The organism is Pseudomonas sp. MWU16-30316 (assembly GCF_020515645.1).
Classification (GTDB): Bacteria; Pseudomonadota; Gammaproteobacteria; order Pseudomonadales; family Pseudomonadaceae; genus Aquipseudomonas; species Aquipseudomonas cerasi.
Genome location: NZ_JAIZAZ010000002.1, coordinates 469218 through 488754 on the forward strand (window position 1 = coordinate 469218; position 19537 = coordinate 488754).

Here is a 19537-nt window from a genome sequence, read left to right on the forward strand (position 1 = left end):
TCGTGGTAAATTGCGCGCCTTTCTCCACAGCGGTTGCTTGCATACGGCGGGCAGCCCTCGACATCTGCTTCACGAGGACCTGAGATGACTCAAATCGGAACTCCACTGTCGCCCACCGCGACGCGCGTACTGTTCTGCGGCAGCGGCGAACTGGGCAAGGAAGTCGTGATCGAGCTGCAGCGCCTTGGCGTTGAAGTGATCGCTGTTGACCGTTACGAGAACGCGCCGGCCATGCAGGTCGCGCATCGCAGCCATGTGATCAACATGCTCGACGGCGCGGCACTGCGCGCAGTCATCGAGGCCGAGAAGCCGGATTTCATCGTTCCGGAAATCGAAGCCATCGCCACCGCGACGCTGGTTGAGCTTGAGGCCGAAGGCTTCACTGTGATCCCGACCGCACGCGCCGCGCAACTGACCATGAACCGCGAAGGCATTCGTCGTCTGGCGGCTGAAGAGCTGGAGCTGCCGACCTCGCCTTACCACTTTGCCGACACTTTCGAGGCGTACAGCAAGGCGGTCGAAGACCTCGGTTTCCCGTGCGTGGTCAAGCCGGTCATGAGTTCTTCGGGTAAGGGGCAGAGCCTGCTCAAGAGCACCGATGACGTACAGAAAGCCTGGGACTACGCGCAAGAGGGCGGTCGCGCCGGCAAGGGTCGCGTCATCGTCGAGGGTTTCATCGACTTCGATTACGAAATCACCCTGCTGACCGTGCGTCACATCGGTGGCACCACGTTCTGCGCGCCGGTTGGGCATCGTCAGGAAAAGGGCGACTATCAGGAGTCCTGGCAGCCGCAGGCTATGAGCCCTGTTGCGCTGGCAGAGTCCGAGCGTGTTGCCAAGGCGGTGACCGAGGCATTGGGTGGGCGCGGGATGTTTGGCGTTGAACTGTTCATCAAGGGCGATCAGGTGTGGTTCAGCGAAGTCTCGCCGCGCCCGCACGACACCGGTCTGGTGACGTTGATTTCTCAGGACCTGTCGCAGTTTGCCCTTCACGCACGCGCGATTCTTGGCCTGCCGATTCCGTTGATCCGCCAGTTCGGCCCTTCGGCGTCGGCAGTGATTCTGGTCGAAGGCCAATCCACGCAAACCGCTTTCGCCAACCTCGGTGCTGCGCTGGCCGAGCCCGACACCGCATTGCGTCTGTTCGGCAAGCCGGAAGTCAACGGTCAGCGGCGCATGGGTGTTGCCCTGGCGCGTGACGAGTCCATCGAAGCCGCCCGTGCCAAGGCCACTCGTGCCTCGCAGGCAGTCGACGTCAAGTTGTAAGGCTCACGCCGCAGGCGGCAAGAAACAACGCTGCGCGTATTCTTGCCGCCTGCATTCACCATGACCTCAAAGCTAGAGCTCGCTGTCCCGCGTTTCCTTCAGGCTCAACACCGCCAGCACGCTGATCAGCGCTGCTGCAGACACATACCCGCCCACCCAGCTCAGGCCACCCATCGCCACCAGTTTCTGGGCGAAGAAGGGGGCGACCGACGCCCCAACGATTCCGCCCAGGTTGTAGGCCGCCGATGCGCCGGTATAGCGAACCTGTGTCGGGAACAGCTCCGGTAATAGCGCGCCCATCGGGGCGAACGTGATGCCCATCAGAAACAATTCGATGCACAGAAACAGCGCCACAGCCCAGGTGCTGCCGTGGGTCAACAGTGGCTCCATGGTGAAACCTGACAGGATCGCCAGCACGCCACCCGCAATCAACACCGGCTTGCGTCCGAAGCGATCGCTCGCCAATGCAGCCAGCGGTGTGGCCGCCGCCATGAACAGCACCGCAAAGCACAACAGCCCCAGGAACGTTTCTCGGGTATAGCCCAGTGTGGCCACGCCGTAGCTCAACGAAAACACCGTCGAGATATAAAACAGTGCGTAGCAGACCACCATCGACGCCGCACCGAGCAGCATGGGTTTCCAGTGCTGACCGAAGGTTTCCACGATGGGCAGGCTGACCCTTTGATGGCGAGCCATGGCCTTGGCGAAGACGGGTGTCTCTTCAAGCTTCAGACGCACGTACAGTCCGACCATGACCAGTACGGCACTGAGCAGAAAGGGAATCCGCCAGCCCCACGCGCGGAATTGTTCGTCATTGAGGGTCATTGCCAGCGTCAGAAACAGGCCGTTGGCGGCGAGAAAGCCGATTGAAGGGCCCAGTTGCGGAAACATGCCGAACCAGGCGCGCTTGCCTTTCGGGGCATTCTCGGTCGCCAGCAGTGCCGCGCCACCCCATTCGCCACCCAGGCCAAGCCCCTGGCCGAAGCGCAGCACGCACAACAGAATCGGCGCCCATGCCCCGATCGTCGCGTAGCCTGGCAATACGCCGATCAGTGTGGTGCAGATCCCCATCAACAGCAGCGAGGCCACCAGCGTCGACTTGCGCCCGATCCGGTCGCCGAAGTGACCGAACAGCGTCGACCCCAGAGGGCGAGCGAGAAAGGCGATGCCGAAGGTCAGAAACGAGGACAGCATCTGTGCCGTGCCCGATGTCTGCGGAAAAAAGACCGGACCGATCACCAGAGCGGCGGCGGTGGCATAAACGTAAAAGTCGTAGAACTCGATGGCCGTGCCGATGAAGCTGGCCGTGGCGACGCGGGTCGTCGAATTCACCGGCTTTGCGGGCGCGTCGTGATCTTCACGAGAGAGCGGGGTGCTGGTCATGCGGATTCCCTGACAGTCGACTCGCCGGTCGGCAAGGACCGTGTCCGGCAAGCATGCATTTATTGTGATTGTGGGTGCAGCGTCGAGCAGAGTAACCCGAATGGGTCGAGAGGCAAGGGTGGTGCGATCTATTTGAAGGCAGACATTTATTTGAACGTGCGGACCAGCGTGTTTTGCCACATGGCGACACGCTTGACGCGGTTGTCCTCGGTCTCGAGGATTTCCAGCCGGTAAGGCCCTATCTTCAAGCAGACTGGAGCGTCCGGGATGGTTTCCAGTGCTTCGGTAACCAGCCCGTTGACGGTTTTCGGACCGTCTGAAGGCAGGTGCCAGCCAAGGCTCTTGTTCAAGTCGCGAATGGACGCTGCGCCTTCGACTTCAAGACGCCCGTCGTCCTGTTGTTTGACGTGCGGATTATCCAGTCGCTGCTCGCTTTCGAACTCGCCGACAATCTCTTCGAGAATATCCTCAAGGGTGACGATGCCCAGCACTTCGCCGTATTCATCGACCACCACGCCGAGACGCCGTTGCTGTTTGTGGAAATTCAGCAACTGCAACTGCAACGGTGTGCTTTCCGGCACGAAATAAGGCTCGTAGCAGACCGCCAGCAACTGCTCTTTGGTCAACGTGCCCTTGGGCAGCAGGTGGCTGATGTCACGGGTATTGATGACGCCTTGCACCTGATTGATGTCGTTGTGATAGACCGGCAGGCGCGTGTGCCGTGAAATGATCAGGCGTTCGATGATCATTTCCATGGGATCATCGAGGTTGACGCCATCCACTTCGTTGCGCGGGATCAGGATGTCATTGACCGTAATGCTGTCCAGCGCACGAATGCCTGACAGCACGCTGGCGCGCGGAGAGTATTCCTGGGCAGCATCGTTGCGCGGGGTATTTTGCGTGTCGTCTTCGAAAGCCTGATCCTGCTGTTGTACGGCGCGAGACAGGAAGGGACGCAGCAGTGTCTTGGCCAGAACATTGAACACGTAGGCCAGCGGCCAGACGATCTTCATCGGAATGCGCAGCACACTGTTGCCCAGCAGCAGCGTCGAGACAGGGTGGCGGTTCGCCAGGCGGCGGGGCATGTATTCGGCGAAGACCAGCATGATGCTCACGGTAGCGAGCCAGGCCACGGTGGGACCGTTGTAGAACCAGTAACTGGCGGCGATAAGCGTGGCGATGACAGTGATCAGTACCCTGATCAGGGTATTGCCCAGAATCAGGCTGTTCAGGTTGAACGCCAGCTCGGGGAGCGGTGCCGACTTTTCCGGGCGGCTGGCGGCGCGCATCGCCTTGACTTGATGATGAGCAGCCTCGACTGCGGTCAGCAGACCGGCCCACAACAGCAGGAGGGCGAGGACACCGAGCAGCGGGCCCAGGGGCAGATTATCCATGATCAGGGCCCGTCAGATGTGCAGGATGAATTCGCGTACCAGCTTGCTGCCGAAATAGGCGAGCATCAGCAGGCAGAAGCCGCCCAGGGTCCAGCGAATGGCCTTGTGACCACGCCATCCAAGGCGGTTACGCCCCCACAGCAGCACACTGAACACGATCCAGGCCAGACAGGCCAGCAGGGTCTTGTGCACCAGATGCTGGGCAAACAGGTTTTCGACGAACAGCCAGCCGGAAATCAGCGACAGCGAGAGCAATGACCAGCCAGCCCACAGGAAACCGAACAGCAGGCTTTCCATGGTTTGCAGCGGCGGGAAGTTCTTGATCAGCCCGGAAGGGTGCTTGTGCTTGAGGCGGTAGTCCTGCAACAGCAGCAGCAGCGCCTGAAATGCAGCAATGGTAAACATCCCGTAAGCCAGCAACGACAGCAGGATATGGCTGAGGATGCCGGGCTCTTCCATGATCGGCTGCACGGTGCCGCTAGGGGCGAACTGGGCGAGCAGTACGGTGACCATGCCCAGCGGGAACAACAGTACCAGCAGGTTTTCCACCGGGATGCGCGACGTGGCGATCAGGGTCACGACGATCACCGACGCCGCGATAAGGCTGGCCGAGTTGAAAAAGTCCAGGCCAAGGCCGACCGAGTGCGTCAGTTGGGAAAACAGACCAATGGCATGTGCGATGACCGCCAGTGTACCGAGCAGGCAAAGCAGCCGCTTGTCGGGCTTGACGGCCTGGCTCAGGCGCAGGCTCTGATAGACGGTCGCAGCGGCATAAATGATGGCGGCGGCGAGGCTGGGAAGCAGGCTGGGTGGCAAAGGGGACATAGATCCTGATGGACGGGCCTGAAAAGACGCTGAGTTTGGCATAGAACCGGCAAATCACGAAAGACCACAGAAGCAGTCTGCGTGGTGTCCGTGCGACGGAGTCTTCGCTATAATCCGCGACCTGCTCAAGCCGCAGGCTCGCCGAGCGCCATTTCTGCATTACGGGCCGGGCCGCATCAACCGGGGTTCGACGAGAGCCCTAAAGGATCGCGCATGTTTGAAAATCTGACTGACCGCCTCTCGCAGACGCTGCGCCATGTTACTGGCAAGGCCAAGCTGAACGAGGACAACATCAAAGATACCTTGCGCGAAGTGCGTATGGCGTTGCTCGAAGCCGACGTCGCCTTGCCGGTGGTCAAAGACTTCGTCAATAACGTCAAGGAACGCGCCGTCGGCACCGAGGTGTCGCGCAGCCTGACCCCGGGTCAGGCGTTCGTGAAGATCGTCCAGGCCGAACTCGAAAGCCTGATGGGCGCGGCCAACGAAGACCTGGTGCTCAATGTCACGCCGCCTGCCGTCATCCTGATGGCGGGTTTGCAGGGTGCGGGCAAGACCACCACTGCCGGCAAGCTGGCGCGCTTCCTTAAAGAGCGCAAGAAGAAAACCGTGATGGTGGTGTCGGTCGACGTTTATCGTCCCGCAGCCATCAAGCAGCTCGAAACGCTGGCCAACGACATCGGCGTGACGTTCTTCGCCTCCGACATCAGCCAGAAGCCGGTGGACATCGCCCAGGCGGCCATTAAAGAAGCCAGGCTCAAGTTCATTGACGTGGTCATCGTCGACACCGCCGGTCGTTTGCACGTCGATGTCGAGATGATGGGCGAGATCCAGGCGCTGCATGCGGCGGTCAAGCCGGCCGAGACGCTGTTCGTGGTCGATGCCATGACCGGCCAGGATGCTGCCAATACCGCCAAGGCCTTCGGTGACGCATTGCCGCTGACCGGCGTGATCCTCACCAAGGTCGACGGTGATGCCCGCGGTGGTGCCGCCCTGTCGGTGCGTGCCATTACCGGCAAGCCGATCAAGTTCATCGGTATGGGCGAGAAGAGCGAGGCGCTGGAGCCGTTTCACCCGGACCGCATCGCGTCACGCATCCTCGGCATGGGCGATGTGCTCAGCCTTATCGAGCAGGCCGAACAGACCCTCGATAAGGACAAGGCCGACAAGCTGGCGAAAAAGCTCAAGAAGGGCAAGGGCTTCGATCTCGAAGACTTCCGCGACCAGCTGCAGCAGATGAAGAACATGGGTGGCCTTGGCGGCCTGATGGACAAATTGCCGAGCATCGGCGGCGTCAACCTGTCGCAGATGGGCAACGCCCAGGGCGCAGCTGAAAAACAGTTCAAGCAGATGGAAGCCATCATCAACTCGATGACCCCTGCCGAGCGTCGTGATCCGGATCTGGTCAGTGGCTCGCGCAAGCGCCGCATTGCGATGGGTTCGGGCACTCAGGTTCAGGACATCGGGCGTCTGATCAAGCAGCACAAGCAGATGCAGAAGATGATGAAGAAATTCTCCGCCAAGGGCGGGATGGCCAAAATGATGCGCGGCATGGGTGGAATGTTCCCCGGCGGCGGCATGCCAAAAATGTAATTGCGTCGCGTGCAAGAGGCTTTGCACGCGTCCCATCTGGGGGGTGACCCCCAGTCAGCCCGCGTCATGCGGGCTTTTGCCGGCTGTCATACCGACAGCTCCCTCGCAAATCTGGAAGGCATGCCGATAGGCGCCGGAAAAAGACATTTGCAAAAGTCGGGATATTCCTTAGAATATGCGGCCTTTCGGGCACCTATGCCCGCTGTGCATCTTAGATTTGCAGCACCGACTACAGGAACGATGTTCAATGCTAACCATCCGTCTTGCCCTTGGCGGCTCCAAAAAGCGCCCGTTTTACCACCTGACCGTAACCGACAGCCGCAACGCTCGTGACGGTTCCCACAAGGAACAGGTTGGTTTCTTCAACCCTGTTGCCCGTGGTCAGGAAATCCGTCTGTCCGTTAACGAAGAACGCGTCAACTACTGGTTGAGCGTGGGTGCACAAACTTCCGAGCGCGTTGCCCAGCTGCTCAAAGAGCACAACAAGACCAAGGCCGCGGCCTGAGTCTTATGAGCGCGACGCCTGCATCTGCCGACGATCTGATCGTCATTGGCAAGATTTACTCGGTTCATGGCGTTCGCGGCGAAGTGAAGGTTTATTCCTTTACTGATCCGATTGGAAACCTGTTGGACTACAAAACCTGGACGCTTCGGCGCGAAGGCAGCGTTGATAAACAGGTGGAGCTGGTCAGCGGACGCTTGCAAAGCAAGTTTCTGGTCACAAAGCTCAAGGGTCTCGATGATCGTGAAGAAGCACGTCTTCTGTCCGGTTACGAAATCTGCGTGCCGCGTAACCTGTTCCCTGATCTGGACGATGGCGAGTACTACTGGTACCAGCTTGAAGGCCTCAAGGTCATCGACCAACTCGGGCAATTGCTCGGGAAAATCGATCACCTGCTCGAAACCGGTTCGAACGATGTAATGGTTGTAAAGCCCTGCGCGGGTAGCCTGGATGATCGCGAACGCCTGTTGCCCTATACAGAGCAATGCGTGTTGGTAATCGATATGGCTGCTGGCGAGATGAAGGTGGATTGGGACGCGGACTTCTGAATGCCATGGCCAGCCTGCGCATAGAAGTCATCAGTCTGTTTCCCGAGATGTTTTCCGCCATCAGCGAATACGGCATTACCAGCCGTGCGGTGAAACAAGGGCTGTTGCAGCTTACTTGTTGGAATCCGCGGGATTACACCACTGATCGCCATCACACTGTGGATGATCGCCCATTTGGCGGTGGTCCGGGCATGGTGATGAAGATCAAGCCCCTTGAAGATGCTCTGGTTCAGGCCAGGCAAGCGGCAGGGGATGCGGCGAAGGTGATTTACCTGTCGCCACAAGGCCGCCAGCTGAATCAGTCTGCGGTACGCGAACTGGCGCAGGAGGAAGCGATTATCCTCATCGCCGGTCGTTATGAAGGCATTGACGAGCGTTTTATTGATGCTCATGTCGATGAAGAGTGGTCGATTGGTGACTATGTTCTTTCCGGTGGCGAGCTGCCGGCGATGGTCCTGATTGACGCGGTTACGCGGCTGCTGCCTGGAGCTTTAGGGCATGTGGACTCCGCGGAGGAAGATTCCTTCACGGACGGTCTGCTGGATTGCCCGCATTACACCCGACCTGAGGTGTATGCGGATCAGCGTGTTCCCGACGTGTTGCTAAGTGGCAATCACGCGCACATCCGGCGTTGGCGTTTACAGCAGTCCCTTGGGCGGACCTATGAACGACGCGCTGATCTTCTGGAAAGCCGCTCGCTTTCTGGAGAAGAGAAGAAGCTGCTGGCGGAATACATCCGCGAGCGGGACGATAGTTAACGTATCGATGGTCGATCCAGACGGATTACCTTAGGAGCACCAGCATGACTAACAAAATCATTCTTGCCCTCGAAGCAGAGCAGATGACCAAAGAGATCCCTACCTTTGCACCAGGCGACACCATTGTCGTCCAAGTTAAAGTGAAGGAAGGCGACCGCGCTCGTCTGCAAGCATTCGAAGGCGTTGTAATTGCCAAGCGTAACCGTGGCGTGAACAGTGCTTTCACTGTTCGTAAAATCTCCAACGGTGTTGGCGTTGAGCGTACTTTCCAGACTTACAGCCCGCAAATCGACAGCATGGCTGTGAAACGTCGCGGTGACGTTCGCAAGGCCAAACTGTACTACCTGCGTGACCTGTCCGGTAAAGCAGCGCGCATCAAGGAAAAACTGTCCTGATACAGTTTTTCGATGCATAAAAAAGGCAGCCCCAGGGCTGCCTTTTTGCTGTCTGCTGTTTGATGATTCACCCCTTGTCTACCGAAACACGCACTGAGTGAACATGGCTGCCATCGACCATCCGCTGATTGACCGGTTTCTGGACGCGCTCTGGCTCGAAAAGGGCCTGTCCGACAACACCCGGGATTCTTACCGCAGTGATCTGGCGCTGTTCAACGGCTGGCTGCAGGAGCGCAACGTTGATCTGATCAGTGCCGGGCGTGAAGTCATCCTCGATCATCTTGCCTGGCGCGTTGAAAATGCCTACAAGCCGCGCTCCACGGCGCGTTTCCTGTCTGGCGCACGTGGCTTCTACCGCTACCTGCTGCGCGAAAAGCTGATTTCCGTCGATCCCACCCTGCAAATCGACATGCCTCAGTTGGGCAAGCCGTTGCCCAAATCGCTTTCCGAAGCTGACGTCGAAGCATTACTTGCTGCTCCCGACCTGAGCGAGCCCATCGGCGAGCGTGACCGCGCCATGCTTGAGGTGCTGTATGCCTGCGGTCTGCGCGTGACCGAATTGATCAGCCTGACCCTGGAGCAGGTCAATCTGCGTCAGGGCGTGCTGCGCGTGATGGGCAAAGGCAGCAAGGAGCGACTGGTGCCCATGGGCGAAGAGTCCATCGTCTGGGTCGAGCGTTACCTGCGCGGCGCCCGCGACGAGTTGCTGGGCGGAAAGCCCAGCGACGTACTGTTCCCCAGCTCACGTGGCGATCAGATGACCCGCCAGACCTTCTGGCACCGTATCAAGCACCAGGCAACGGTTGCAGGCATTGGCAAATCCCTGTCACCGCACACCCTGCGCCATGCCTTCGCCACCCATCTGCTCAATCACGGCGCTGACTTGCGCGTGGTGCAGATGTTGCTCGGGCACAGTGATCTCTCGACAACGCAGATCTACACCCATGTGGCGCGGGCGCGGTTGCAGGAATTGCATGCCAAGCATCATCCACGCGGTTGACTCACGACGTATTTTGCGAAGCTTCTTACGTCGCTCCGAGTCGGCCCCGCGAGCCTTATGTGGTAGGCTTTGCCGGTTTCGCCTATCAAGGCTGGCACTCCTTTTTTCGACAGTTGCCAGCCTGTCCGCCGTCATAGGAGTTTTCATGCGTTTGCCACAGATTTTCGCTGCCGCGGCTTTGATGCTGGCCGGCACCTTCAGTATGTCTGCCCTGGCTGATGCAGCCCCTGATCAGGCCATCCGCAAGACGCTCGACTCGCTGGAATTGCAGCTGCCGGTCGAGAGTATCTCGCCGAGCCCGCTCAATGGCCTTTATGAAGTGAAGCTCAAGGGCGGCCGCGTCCTGTACGCCAGTGCCGACGGTCAGTTCGTGGTTCAGGGCTATCTGTTTCAGGTGCAGAACGGCAAGCCGGTCAACCTGACCGAGAAAACCGAACGTCTGGCCATTTCCAAGACCATCAACGCCATTCCTGCTTCCGAGATGGTGATCTATCCGGCAGTGGGCGAGACCAAGTCGCACATCACAGTATTCACCGACACGACTTGCCCGTATTGCCACAAGCTGCACGAAGAAGTCGGCCAGTTGAACAAGATGGGTGTCGAAGTCCGTTACCTGGCATTCCCGCGTCAGGGCCTTGGCTCTCCGGGTGACGAGCAGTTGCAGGCGGTGTGGTGTTCCAAGGATCGCAAAGGCGCGATGGACCGCATGGTCGATGGCAAGGACATCAAGGCAGCCAAATGCGACAATCCGGTCAGCAAGCAATATGAGCTAGGCCAGTCGATCGGCGTGAACGGGACGCCTGCGATTGTCCTGGCCGACGGTCAGGTAATTCCGGGTTATCAGCCTGCAGCTCAGGTTGCCAAGCTGGCAATGGGCGCCAAATAAGCCGGTGTTTTCAGGCGCGCCTTGTGCATACACGGCGCAAGTGGCCGAAGTGTCGTCAAAATTTCAGCCGCATGGCGCCATGCGGCAGTTTTTCCACAGCCGATTCAGGTTCGGCTGTTTTTCGGGGAGTTCATCAGTGAAACCGGTCAAAGTAGGCATATGTGGGCTGGGTACTGTCGGTGGCGGTACCTTCAACGTACTTAAGCGTAACGCCGAGGAGATTGCCCGCCGTGCCGGGCGTGGAATCGAAGTTGCGCAAATTGCGGTTCGTACACCAAACCCCAATTGCCAGATTACCGGTACGCCTACCACCAGCGATGTGTTTGCCATTGCGACCAACCCTGAAATCGACATCGTCGTGGAACTGATCGGCGGCTACACCGTTGCCCGCGAACTGGTACTCAAGGCCATCGAGAATGGCAAGCACGTGGTGACCGCCAACAAGGCGCTGATCGCGGTGCATGGCAACGAGATCTTTGCCAAGGCGCGTGAGAAGGGCGTGATCGTTGCTTTTGAAGCCGCTGTTGCCGGCGGTATTCCGGTCATCAAGGCCATTCGTGAAGGCCTGTCGGCGAACCGTATCAACTGGGTGGCCGGCATCATCAACGGCACCGGCAACTTCATCCTCACTGAAATGCGCGAGAAGGGCCGTACCTTTGCCGATGTTCTGGCCGAGGCTCAGGCCCTGGGTTATGCCGAAGCCGATCCGACCTTCGACGTGGAAGGTATCGACGCTGCGCACAAGCTGACCATCCTCGCCTCCATTGCCTTCGGCATTCCGCTGCAGTTCGACAAGGCCTACACCGAAGGCATCACCAAACTGACGACTGCAGACGTCAACTATGCCGAAGCGCTGGGCTATCGCATCAAGCACCTGGGCGTTGCACGCAGCACGGCTCAAGGCATCGAACTGCGTGTACACCCGACGCTGATCCCGGCCGATCGCCTGATCGCCAACGTCAACGGCGTCATGAACGCGGTGATGGTCAATGGCGATGCGTCCGGCTCGACGCTGTTCTACGGCGCGGGTGCCGGTATGGAGCCTACGGCTTCTTCCGTGGTGGCCGATCTGGTCGATGTGGTCCGTGCGATGACCTCGGATCCGGAAAACCGGGTCCCTCATCTGGCCTTCCAGCCCGATTCGTTGTCAGCCCACCCGATCCTGCCGATCGAAGCCTGCGAAAGCGCCTACTACCTGCGCATTCAGGCCAAGGATCACCCGGGCGTGCTGGCCCAGGTCGCGAGCATCCTGTCCGAGCGTGGCATCAACATCGAATCGATCATGCAGAAGGATGTCGAAGAACACGATGGCCTGGTGCCGATGATCCTGTTGACTCACCGGGTAGTGGAGCAGGGTATCAATGACGCCATTCAAGCCCTGGAAGCCCTGCAGGATGTCGTTGGCCCGGTGGTTCGTATCCGCGTCGAGCACCTTAATTAACATCAACTGCAAGCTGTCAGTTCCAGGCCGCAAGCCGATCGTTTCGACCTTGCAGCCCTGGAGCCCTGGCTTTCAGCCCAGACCAAAGGTTTGATCCCATGCGCTATATCAGTACTCGCGGCCAGGCGCCGGCCCTGAATTTCGAAGACGTGCTGTTGACTGGTCTGGCCAGCGATGGTGGCCTCTATGTGCCGGAAAACCTGCCACGCTTCACGCAGGAAGAGATCGCTTCCTGGGCAGGTCTGCCTTATCACGAACTCGCCTTCAGGGTGATGCGCCCCTTCGTGGCTGGCAGCATCCCGGATGCCGACTTTAAAAAGATTCTCGAAGAGACCTACGGCGTGTTTGCCCACAGCGCTGTTGCGCCGCTGCGCCAGCTGCATGGCAACGAGTGGGTGCTTGAGCTGTTCCATGGCCCGACGCTGGCCTTCAAGGACTTCGCACTGCAACTGCTTGGCCGCCTGTTGGACTATGTACTGGCCAAGCGTGGCCAGCGTGTCGTGATCATCGGCGCGACCTCGGGCGACACCGGTTCTGCGGCCATCGAAGGCTGCCGTCGCTGCGACAACGTCGACATCTTCATCCTCCACCCGAACAATCGTGTATCCGATGTACAGCGTCGGCAGATGACCACGATCTTCGGCGACAACATCCATAACATCGCGGTCGAAGGCAACTTCGACGACTGCCAGGAAATGGTCAAGGCCAGCTTTGCTGACCAGAGCTTCCTGAAGGGCACACCGCTGGTCGCGGTCAACTCGATCAACTGGGCGCGGATCATGGCTCAGATCGTTTACTACTTCCACGCCTCGCTGCAGTTGGGCGGACCTGCGCGTTCGGTATCGTTCTCGGTACCGACCGGTAACTTCGGCGATATCTTTGCCGGTTATCTGGCGCGCAACATGGGGCTGCCGATCAACCAGTTGATCGTCGCCACCAATCGCAACGACATCCTGCACCGCTTCATGAGCGGCAATCAGTACGTCAAGGAAACCCTGCACGCCACGCTGTCGCCCTCCATGGACATCATGGTGTCGTCCAACTTCGAGCGCCTGCTGTTCGACATGCACGGTCGCAACGGCGCTGCCATTGCCGGGCTGATGAGCACGTTCCGCCAGGGTGGCGGTTTCAGCGTCGAAGAAGAGCGCTGGACCGAGACCCGTAAACTGTTCGATTCGCTGGCAGTCAGTGATGAGGATACCTGCACGACCATTGCCGAAGTGTTTGCCAGCACCGGCGAGCTGCTCGACCCGCATACCGCTATCGGGGTAAAGGCCGCGCGCGAATGCCGCCGCAGTCTGGACACGCCGATGGTGATTCTGGGCACCGCGCATCCGGTCAAGTTTCCGGAAGCGGTGGAGAAGGCCGGTGTAGGAAAAGCGCTTGAGCTACCTGCACATTTGTCTGATTTGTTCGAGCGTGACGAGCGCTGCACTGTTCTGCCAAATGACCTGAAAGCCATACAGGCGTTTGTCAGCCAGCACGGCAATCGCGGTAAACCGCTCTGACAGAAGCGTCGTGTAACAACTTTAGGCCCGCCACTTGGCGGGCCTTTCTGTTTCTACGTGCCAAACTTCGCTGGTTTTTCGAACCACTGAGTTGAGTCATTCGTAGTGAAGCAGGCAAGTATGCAAGGCGTAGTCAGGGAGGCAGGCAACACATCGAGATGCCGCGCATGGCGCAGGGTATGGGTGTTGCTGGCGCTGGTTTTTGCCGGGGCAGCCAATGCGGCGCAAAGCTTGCCGTTTTCACTGACAGCCCCTTTTGTGGCTTCGGCGGATCTGATCCTCGAAGATCAGGACCGGGCCTGGCTCGACCAGCGCAAGGTTCTTCGGGTCGGCATTGCGATCGCAGACTACGAGCCGATCGATATCACCAGTGACCGCAACCGTTATCAGGGCATCAGTGCCGACTACCTGGGGCTGGTCAGCGACCAGTTGAACCTCCCGGTGCAGGTCACCGGGTTTGCCAAGCGTTACGAGGCTATCGATGCGCTGCGCGACGGCAACATAGACCTGCTGACCAGTGCCAACGGTTTCGAGCGCGGTGTGAAAGGACTGTCCTTCTCGACCGAATACATGCCTGATCGATCGGTGGTCGTTGGCCGCGGCAACGATTTGAGCCCGTTGTCGAGCCTGGCCGGCAAGAAGGTCGTACTGCTTGACGGCTATGCCGATTCGGACGTGGTGCATCGCGTTTACCCTGACAGCCAGATCATTATCGCGCCTAACCTCTACAGTGCTCTGGAAGCGCTAAGTCAGGGTGAAGTGGACGTGTTCATCGGCAACGAAGTCATCGTCCGTACCTATACCGCCCTGCGGCCCTACCTCGATTTGCAGATCAAATTCGAAAGTCGTTTGCCCCCGGTGGGGTTCTCCTTTGCGGTGCGTGACGACGAGCAGCGCCTGTTGACCTTCATCAATCGGGCCCTGGACAGCATTGCACCTTCGACCAGTCGTGAAGTGCTCGGCCGCTGGACCATGGGTCTGGGCGCTGACGTGGAGGGGCAACGCATTCGCCTTACCAGTGCTGAGCGACGCTGGCTGCTCAAGCATCCGAGTGTAACCATTGCGACCGCGCAGCACCCACCGTATATCTACAAAGACAGTAACGGCCACTGGGTGGGATTGAACGCAGATGTGCTGTCACGTATCTCGCGCATGACCGGATTGCAGTTCGTCCATCAGGAATCGCCTTCCACGCAGCAGTCCATCGACATGCTGCGCGCCGGTCAGGCCGACATGAATACCACGCTCGCGGAAAATGCCGAGCGTCGCCGGTTTCTGGACTTCACTTATTCGTTCGGCGGCAATAGCTGGATGTTCGTGGTGCGCTCCGACCGCTCGTCGCGCATATCGCTCGACAGTCTGGCCGGGAAAGTACTGGCCCTTCCGGCCAGGCATGCGCTCGAGGACCTCATCAGGCGCGAGCACCCCTCGATCCAGCTGCGACTGGTGGACACCTACGATCAGGCCCGTGCGCTGGTGGAAAGTGGTGCTGCCGATGCGACCATTCAGAATGAAGTGGGGGCCTACCTGTTTCCGTCCGGACAATTGAAGGTTGCCAGAAGTGTCGAAGGCCAGTGGTCGCCCGACAGATTTTCAGTGATCAAGACCCAACCCGAACTGCTGGGGATTCTGAACAAAGCGCTGGAAGAGTTCCCGGTAGCCGAATTGCGTTCAGTCCGTCTGAAGTGGCTGGGATCGGCGCTGCCTCAGCCGTCGCTCTGGGCGCGCATACCGCAATGGGTATTCTGGGTAGTGTCCCTGGCGTTGCTGACCGGTCTGGTGTCGCTGATTTGGAGCAGTCGCCTCAAGGTGCAGATTCGCCAGCGCCAAAGGGCGCAACGACAGCTCAATGATCAACTGGCCTTCAAACACGCTCTGCTCGACGGTATCCCCAATCCGATTTATGTACGCGATCTCAAAGGGCGTCTGATTTCCTGCAACCGTAGCTACGAGCAGAGTCTGGGCATCAGTTTCGAACAGATGAATGGCCGACGCCTCACGGACGTCAATCTGATCCCGCGCGCGCTGGCCGAGCAGATGCACACCGATTACCTCAATCTGCTGGAAAATCATCAGCCGGTCTTTTCCGATCGCACCATCGAACTGCCTGGCAAACGCATGGACGTCTGGCAATGGACGGTCCCGTTCTTCGCCGCCGATGGACAGTTGCAGGGGCTGCTTGGCGGCTGGATCGATATCACCGAGCGCAAGCAACTGGAGCAGCAGCTTCAGGAGGCCATGCATCTGGCCGCTCAGGCCAACGAGGCAAAAAGCGCTTTCCTGGCCAGCATGAGCCATGAAATTCGCACGCCGATGGGGGCAATCATTGGTTTGCTGGAACTGGAATGCGAACAGGCCTTGCGCCTGGGCAGGATTCCCTCGCAAGGCCTGCAAGTGGCCCACCGCTCAGCTACGGAGCTGGTAGCGCTGATTGGCGAAAGCCTTGATCTGGCCAGAATCGAAGCGGGCGGCATGCAGTTGTCACTGGCTGTCACTTCCCTGGAAGGGCTTTTCGACGGGGTGATCGAGCTTTTTTCCGCGCAGGCTCGGGAAAAGGGGGTGGAACTGCGCCTGGAGTTCTCCGGGCAGGCGCGGGGCGACTACTGGCTGGATCCCTTGAGGTTGCGTCAGGTGCTGCACAATGTGCTGGGCAACGCGTTGAAGTTCACTCGGCAAGGTGCGGTGGTCGTGACGCTTGATGTGACCAGTGACTCGCCTGAGTCCACGCGTCTGCGCATTGGCATTCAGGACAGTGGCGAAGGGATCGATCCGCAGCGTCAGCAGCAGGTATTTCAGCCTTTCACCCAGGCAAATGACGACACGGCCGCACACTACGGGGGCAGCGGGCTGGGGTTGAGTATCACCCGGCAACTGGTTGAACTGATGAAGGGCGACATCAGCCTGCACAGCGAGCCGGGCAAAGGGACGCTGGTCACCATCGACCTGCCGCTGACCAGGGTGAGCGAGCCGGTTTTGCCCGCGGACGATGTTGCGGATGCGCCCGTCGACACGCGTAGCCTTCATCTGCTGGTGGTCGATGACATGTCGGCCAATCGTCTGGTATTGACCCGGCAGCTGGAGTTTCTTGGCCATCAGGTAACGGCGGTCGAGGACGGCAGGGCGGCGTTGTCGAGCTGGTGTGAAGGGGCGTTTGATGCGGTTATCACCGACTGCAACATGCCGGGTATCAGCGGCTACGCATTGACCCAGGCCATTCGCCAGATCGAAGAGAAAGAGCAACGTCAGCGCTGCCCGGTCATAGGCTGTACCGCCAACGCGATGAGTGACGAGGCGGCACGTTGCGAGCAGGCAGGCATGGACGGCCTGCTGATCAAGCCGCTGTCACTGGCGCGTCTGGCCCAGGAGCTGGCGGATCGGGTGCGTGAGCCGACGTTCGACATCGGCACGCTGCAAACCATGACTCAGGCTAATCCGCAACAGATGCAACGGTTGCTGGGCGAGTTATGGAAGAATCTGAGGCACGAATACGCTTTGCTGGAGCCTGCGGTGTCGGCCAATGACTGGAAGATGCTGAGCGCCTGTCTGCATCGCCTCAAGGGGGCGGCGAGCCTGGTTGACGCAGTGCCGCTTGCCAAGGCGTGTGCCGCGCTGGACGACAGTGTCCGGCTGCAGAGCACGGCCAGTCTGGCGGAACGCTGGCAGGCACTGGAGGTAGCCATGACCCGTCTGCGCGCTGATATCGAAGTGCAACTGGTGGTCGTGCCGGAGACTGCGGTGCCAGGCGGTTGAATCTTGCGAACAACGTGTGGCGGGTTTAGGACATGTCCTATGGGGCGGGTGTCCGGGACCCGCTACAGTAAGTGTTATCCCGGGCCGCTGGCTCTGACTCCGCAGGCGTGATCGTGCACTCACTCAAGGTTCTGATTCTCGAGGATCATCCCTTCCAGCTGATGGCTCTGCATCAGATGCTCAACGCCAATCAGGTGTTCGATGTGCTGACGGCCGATAGCGTGGAAGTCGCCAGGCTTTCCCTGCAAAGCCGTGGTCCGGTCGACATCGCGATCTGCGACTTGCAGATGGAAGGGCCTGACGGCCTGGAATTGATCCGCTTCATGGCTGAGAACGGTTTGGCGCGTGCGCTGATCATCGTCAGCTGTTCCGCCGCCTGCGTGCTGGAAGGGGCCGCGCAACTGGCGCTCGCCCAAGGCCTGAACGTTCTGGGGTATGTGCAGAAACCTGCGTCCGCCGGGGCGTTGTACGAGTTGCTTGAGGCGTATGGGCCCGGTCGGACAGACTGTGTAGAGCAGGCCCCGACGGGCAGCGCGTTTAGAGCTCTTTCCGCCATCGAATTGTTTGACCCGACGCGCAGCGGACCGATAGACGTGGCGTCCATTGCCGAACAATGGATCACCTATTTTCAACCCAAGGTCAGTCTGCAGGGCGAGTTGCTGGGTGCCGAAGCGCTGGTTCGCTGGCAGCACCCCGTGTATGGGCTGCTGGCACCCGGGCGATTCATCGACGTCATCGAGGCTGAAGGGCTGACCGTTGCATTGACCTGGCGGGTCCTGGATCAGGCCCTGCAGTTCTCTGCGCAGGTCATGCGCGAGCGGGGTGAGCCGCTGTCGGTTGCCGTCAACATTGACCCGCAAGTGCTGCAGCAGCTGGATTTCGCCGAGCAGATCATGCAAGCGCTTGCCCGGCATGGCGTACCGGCCACCGCGCTGACCCTGGAAATCCTCGAGCAGGACGCCGCGCGCCCGGAAACCTGGCAGCTCGAAGGCCTGCTGAGGTTATGCATGCAGGGTTGCAAGTTGTCTATCGATGACTTTGGCATGGGCGCTTCGAACATCGACCGCCTTCTGCAATTACCTTTCAGCGAGCTGAAAATACCAACCGAGTTCGTGCGCGGCATGGCCGACGACGCGCGTAAATCGGCGGTCGTGGCCGGTGCTTTGTTCATGGCGCAGCGGCTGTCGATGTCGGTGGTGGTTGAAGGTGTCGAGACGATTGAAGACGTTGACAGTCTGCTGGCGCTGGGCGATCCCGCCATTCAGGGGTATTTCATTGCCCGCCCGATGCCGGCCTCGGCCTTCATGCGCTGGGTGGCGGAGCGTGACAGCGGCCATCTGCAAGCTGTTTCCAGAGACAACCCGCCTCAGGACAGACCGCTTTCCTGCAAATAAATGAACAGAGCAGCGTCATTGGCCAGTCCGAGCTTGCGCATGGCGGCGACTTTCTGGGCGCTGACGGTCTGTTTGCTGCGATTGAGTTGCGCCGCGATCTGCCCCACCGTGTGGCCAGCCGAGAGCAGGCGTAACACTTCCAGCTCCCTTGGCGACAAGCGATCTGCCTGCAGCAGCGCGTCGGGCCCATGCTGGCGTGCTTCTCTGAGTACCCTGCGTACCGAATCGGCGACAAAAAGCCCACCGCGCCTGACCCCCTTGATGGCAGCAGGCAGTTCTCCGGCAAGGCTGGCCTTGCTCAACAAACCCCGGACACCCAGGTCCAGCATGGACTGAAACAGTCCGGCATTGCTCAGGGTGGTGACAACGATCACTGGCAGCGCCGGGAAATCCCGGCGAATACGTTGCAGCAGACGCAGGCCGTCGTTCTGCCGTTCGACGGGCATCATGAAGTCAGTCACCAGCACATCGCAGGCGTGGCGTTCGAGTACCTGGAGCAGTTCGTCCGGATTGCAGGCCTCGGCGACGACGCTGGCCAGATTGTCCTGCTCCAGTACAACGCGCAGGCCGATGAGAAAAATCGGGTGGTCATCAGCCACGATGACCCGCAACCGGCGATCAGCGGAATCGCTCAAGGGATGGCTCCGTCAAAAGGGCTATACGGGTATTGCACGCGATGGAATTGTTTAACGCAGTGATCAAGAGCATAGGCACCTTGTAGGACGCGTAGCGGAATTGTGTTGGATTCTTCCTACAAGCTCACTTTCGGCTGGCATCGGCGTCCGGTTTTTTCCTTGTCACATTCAGCAGGCATGCTCGAAATGACAGACAGGTGCTGCGATCTGGCGATAGAAAGAACTTTCTGCTGTCGCCGATGGTCATTGGTTAGCACCTTTG

General features: G+C 59.5%; 16 protein-coding genes. 12 read left to right on the forward strand and 4 right to left on the reverse strand.

Annotation, left to right across the window (positions count from 1 at the left end):
* Positions 1-84: 84 nt before the first annotated feature.
* The gene (gene purT / locus LCH65_RS08925) at positions 85-1266 is read left to right on the forward strand and encodes a formate-dependent phosphoribosylglycinamide formyltransferase (protein ID WP_003433433.1); all 1182 of its coding nucleotides are present in this window, start codon (positions 85-87) and stop codon (positions 1264-1266) included.
* Between the two features lie 72 nt (positions 1267-1338).
* Here the strand turns inward: purT and LCH65_RS08930 are convergent, their stop codons facing one another.
* The 3 genes from LCH65_RS08930 to ccsA form a co-directional block, all read right to left on the reverse strand.
* Positions 1339-2649: an MFS transporter gene (locus tag LCH65_RS08930; protein ID WP_003433432.1), complete on the reverse strand. Its 1311-nt coding sequence runs from the start codon at positions 2647-2649 to the stop codon at positions 1339-1341.
* A 146-nt stretch (positions 2650-2795) separates the two neighbouring features.
* On the reverse strand, positions 2796-4043 hold the full coding sequence (locus LCH65_RS08935) for a transporter associated domain-containing protein (protein ID WP_044309230.1): 1248 nt from the start codon (positions 4041-4043) through the stop codon (positions 2796-2798).
* Between the two features lie 12 nt (positions 4044-4055).
* On the reverse strand, positions 4056-4868 hold the full coding sequence (gene ccsA / locus LCH65_RS08940) for a cytochrome c biogenesis protein CcsA (protein WP_003314223.1): 813 nt from the start codon (positions 4866-4868) through the stop codon (positions 4056-4058).
* Between the two features lie 213 nt (positions 4869-5081).
* Between ccsA and ffh the strand changes: the two genes are divergently transcribed.
* The 11 genes from ffh to LCH65_RS08995 all read left to right on the forward strand — a co-directional run bounded on the left by ffh (position 5082) and on the right by LCH65_RS08995 (position 18640).
* Entirely contained in the window at positions 5082-6458 is a 1377-nt protein-coding gene (gene ffh, locus LCH65_RS08945) for a signal recognition particle protein (RefSeq protein ID WP_004406399.1), read from the forward strand.
* A 247-nt stretch (positions 6459-6705) separates the two neighbouring features.
* Positions 6706-6963, forward strand: a complete 258-nt coding sequence (gene rpsP, locus LCH65_RS08950) for a 30S ribosomal protein S16 (RefSeq protein WP_002552521.1) — start codon at positions 6706-6708, stop codon at positions 6961-6963.
* A gap of 5 nt (positions 6964-6968) precedes the next feature.
* The gene (gene rimM / locus LCH65_RS08955) at positions 6969-7508 is read left to right on the forward strand and encodes a ribosome maturation factor RimM (RefSeq protein WP_003433429.1); all 540 of its coding nucleotides are present in this window, start codon (positions 6969-6971) and stop codon (positions 7506-7508) included.
* A 5-nt stretch (positions 7509-7513) separates the two neighbouring features.
* On the forward strand, positions 7514-8266 hold the full coding sequence (gene trmD / locus LCH65_RS08960; RefSeq protein ID WP_002552523.1) for a tRNA (guanosine(37)-N1)-methyltransferase TrmD: 753 nt from the start codon (positions 7514-7516) through the stop codon (positions 8264-8266).
* Positions 8267-8310: 44 nt separating this feature from the next.
* Positions 8311-8661 (forward strand): 50S ribosomal protein L19, encoded by a 351-nt coding sequence (gene rplS, locus LCH65_RS08965; protein ID WP_002552524.1) that lies wholly within the window; start codon positions 8311-8313, stop codon positions 8659-8661.
* A 103-nt stretch (positions 8662-8764) separates the two neighbouring features.
* The gene (gene xerD, locus LCH65_RS08970) at positions 8765-9661 is read left to right on the forward strand and encodes a site-specific tyrosine recombinase XerD (RefSeq protein WP_003364989.1); all 897 of its coding nucleotides are present in this window, start codon (positions 8765-8767) and stop codon (positions 9659-9661) included.
* 145 nt (positions 9662-9806) lie between these two features.
* Entirely contained in the window at positions 9807-10547 is a 741-nt protein-coding gene (gene dsbC / locus LCH65_RS08975) for a bifunctional protein-disulfide isomerase/oxidoreductase DsbC (protein WP_003364987.1), read from the forward strand.
* Positions 10548-10683: 136 nt separating this feature from the next.
* Positions 10684-11988: a homoserine dehydrogenase gene (locus LCH65_RS08980; protein WP_054080742.1), complete on the forward strand. Its 1305-nt coding sequence runs from the start codon at positions 10684-10686 to the stop codon at positions 11986-11988.
* A 98-nt stretch (positions 11989-12086) separates the two neighbouring features.
* Complete coding sequence (gene thrC / locus LCH65_RS08985) at positions 12087-13496, forward strand: threonine synthase (RefSeq protein ID WP_003433427.1); 1410 nt, start codon at positions 12087-12089, stop codon at positions 13494-13496.
* Between the two features lie 183 nt (positions 13497-13679).
* On the forward strand, positions 13680-17246 hold the full coding sequence (locus LCH65_RS08990; RefSeq protein ID WP_058416015.1) for a transporter substrate-binding domain-containing protein: 3567 nt from the start codon (positions 13680-13682) through the stop codon (positions 17244-17246).
* Positions 17247-17353: 107 nt separating this feature from the next.
* Entirely contained in the window at positions 17354-18640 is a 1287-nt protein-coding gene (locus LCH65_RS08995; RefSeq protein WP_058398139.1) for an EAL domain-containing response regulator, read from the forward strand.
* Here the strand turns inward: LCH65_RS08995 and LCH65_RS09000 are convergent.
* Positions 18613-19275 carry a response regulator transcription factor gene (locus tag LCH65_RS09000; protein WP_003364962.1) on the reverse strand — a complete coding sequence of 221 codons (663 nt, stop codon included), beginning with the start codon at positions 19273-19275 and terminating at the stop codon, positions 18613-18615. The genes LCH65_RS08995 and LCH65_RS09000 overlap by 28 nt on opposite strands.
* Positions 19276-19537 lie beyond the last annotated feature (262 nt).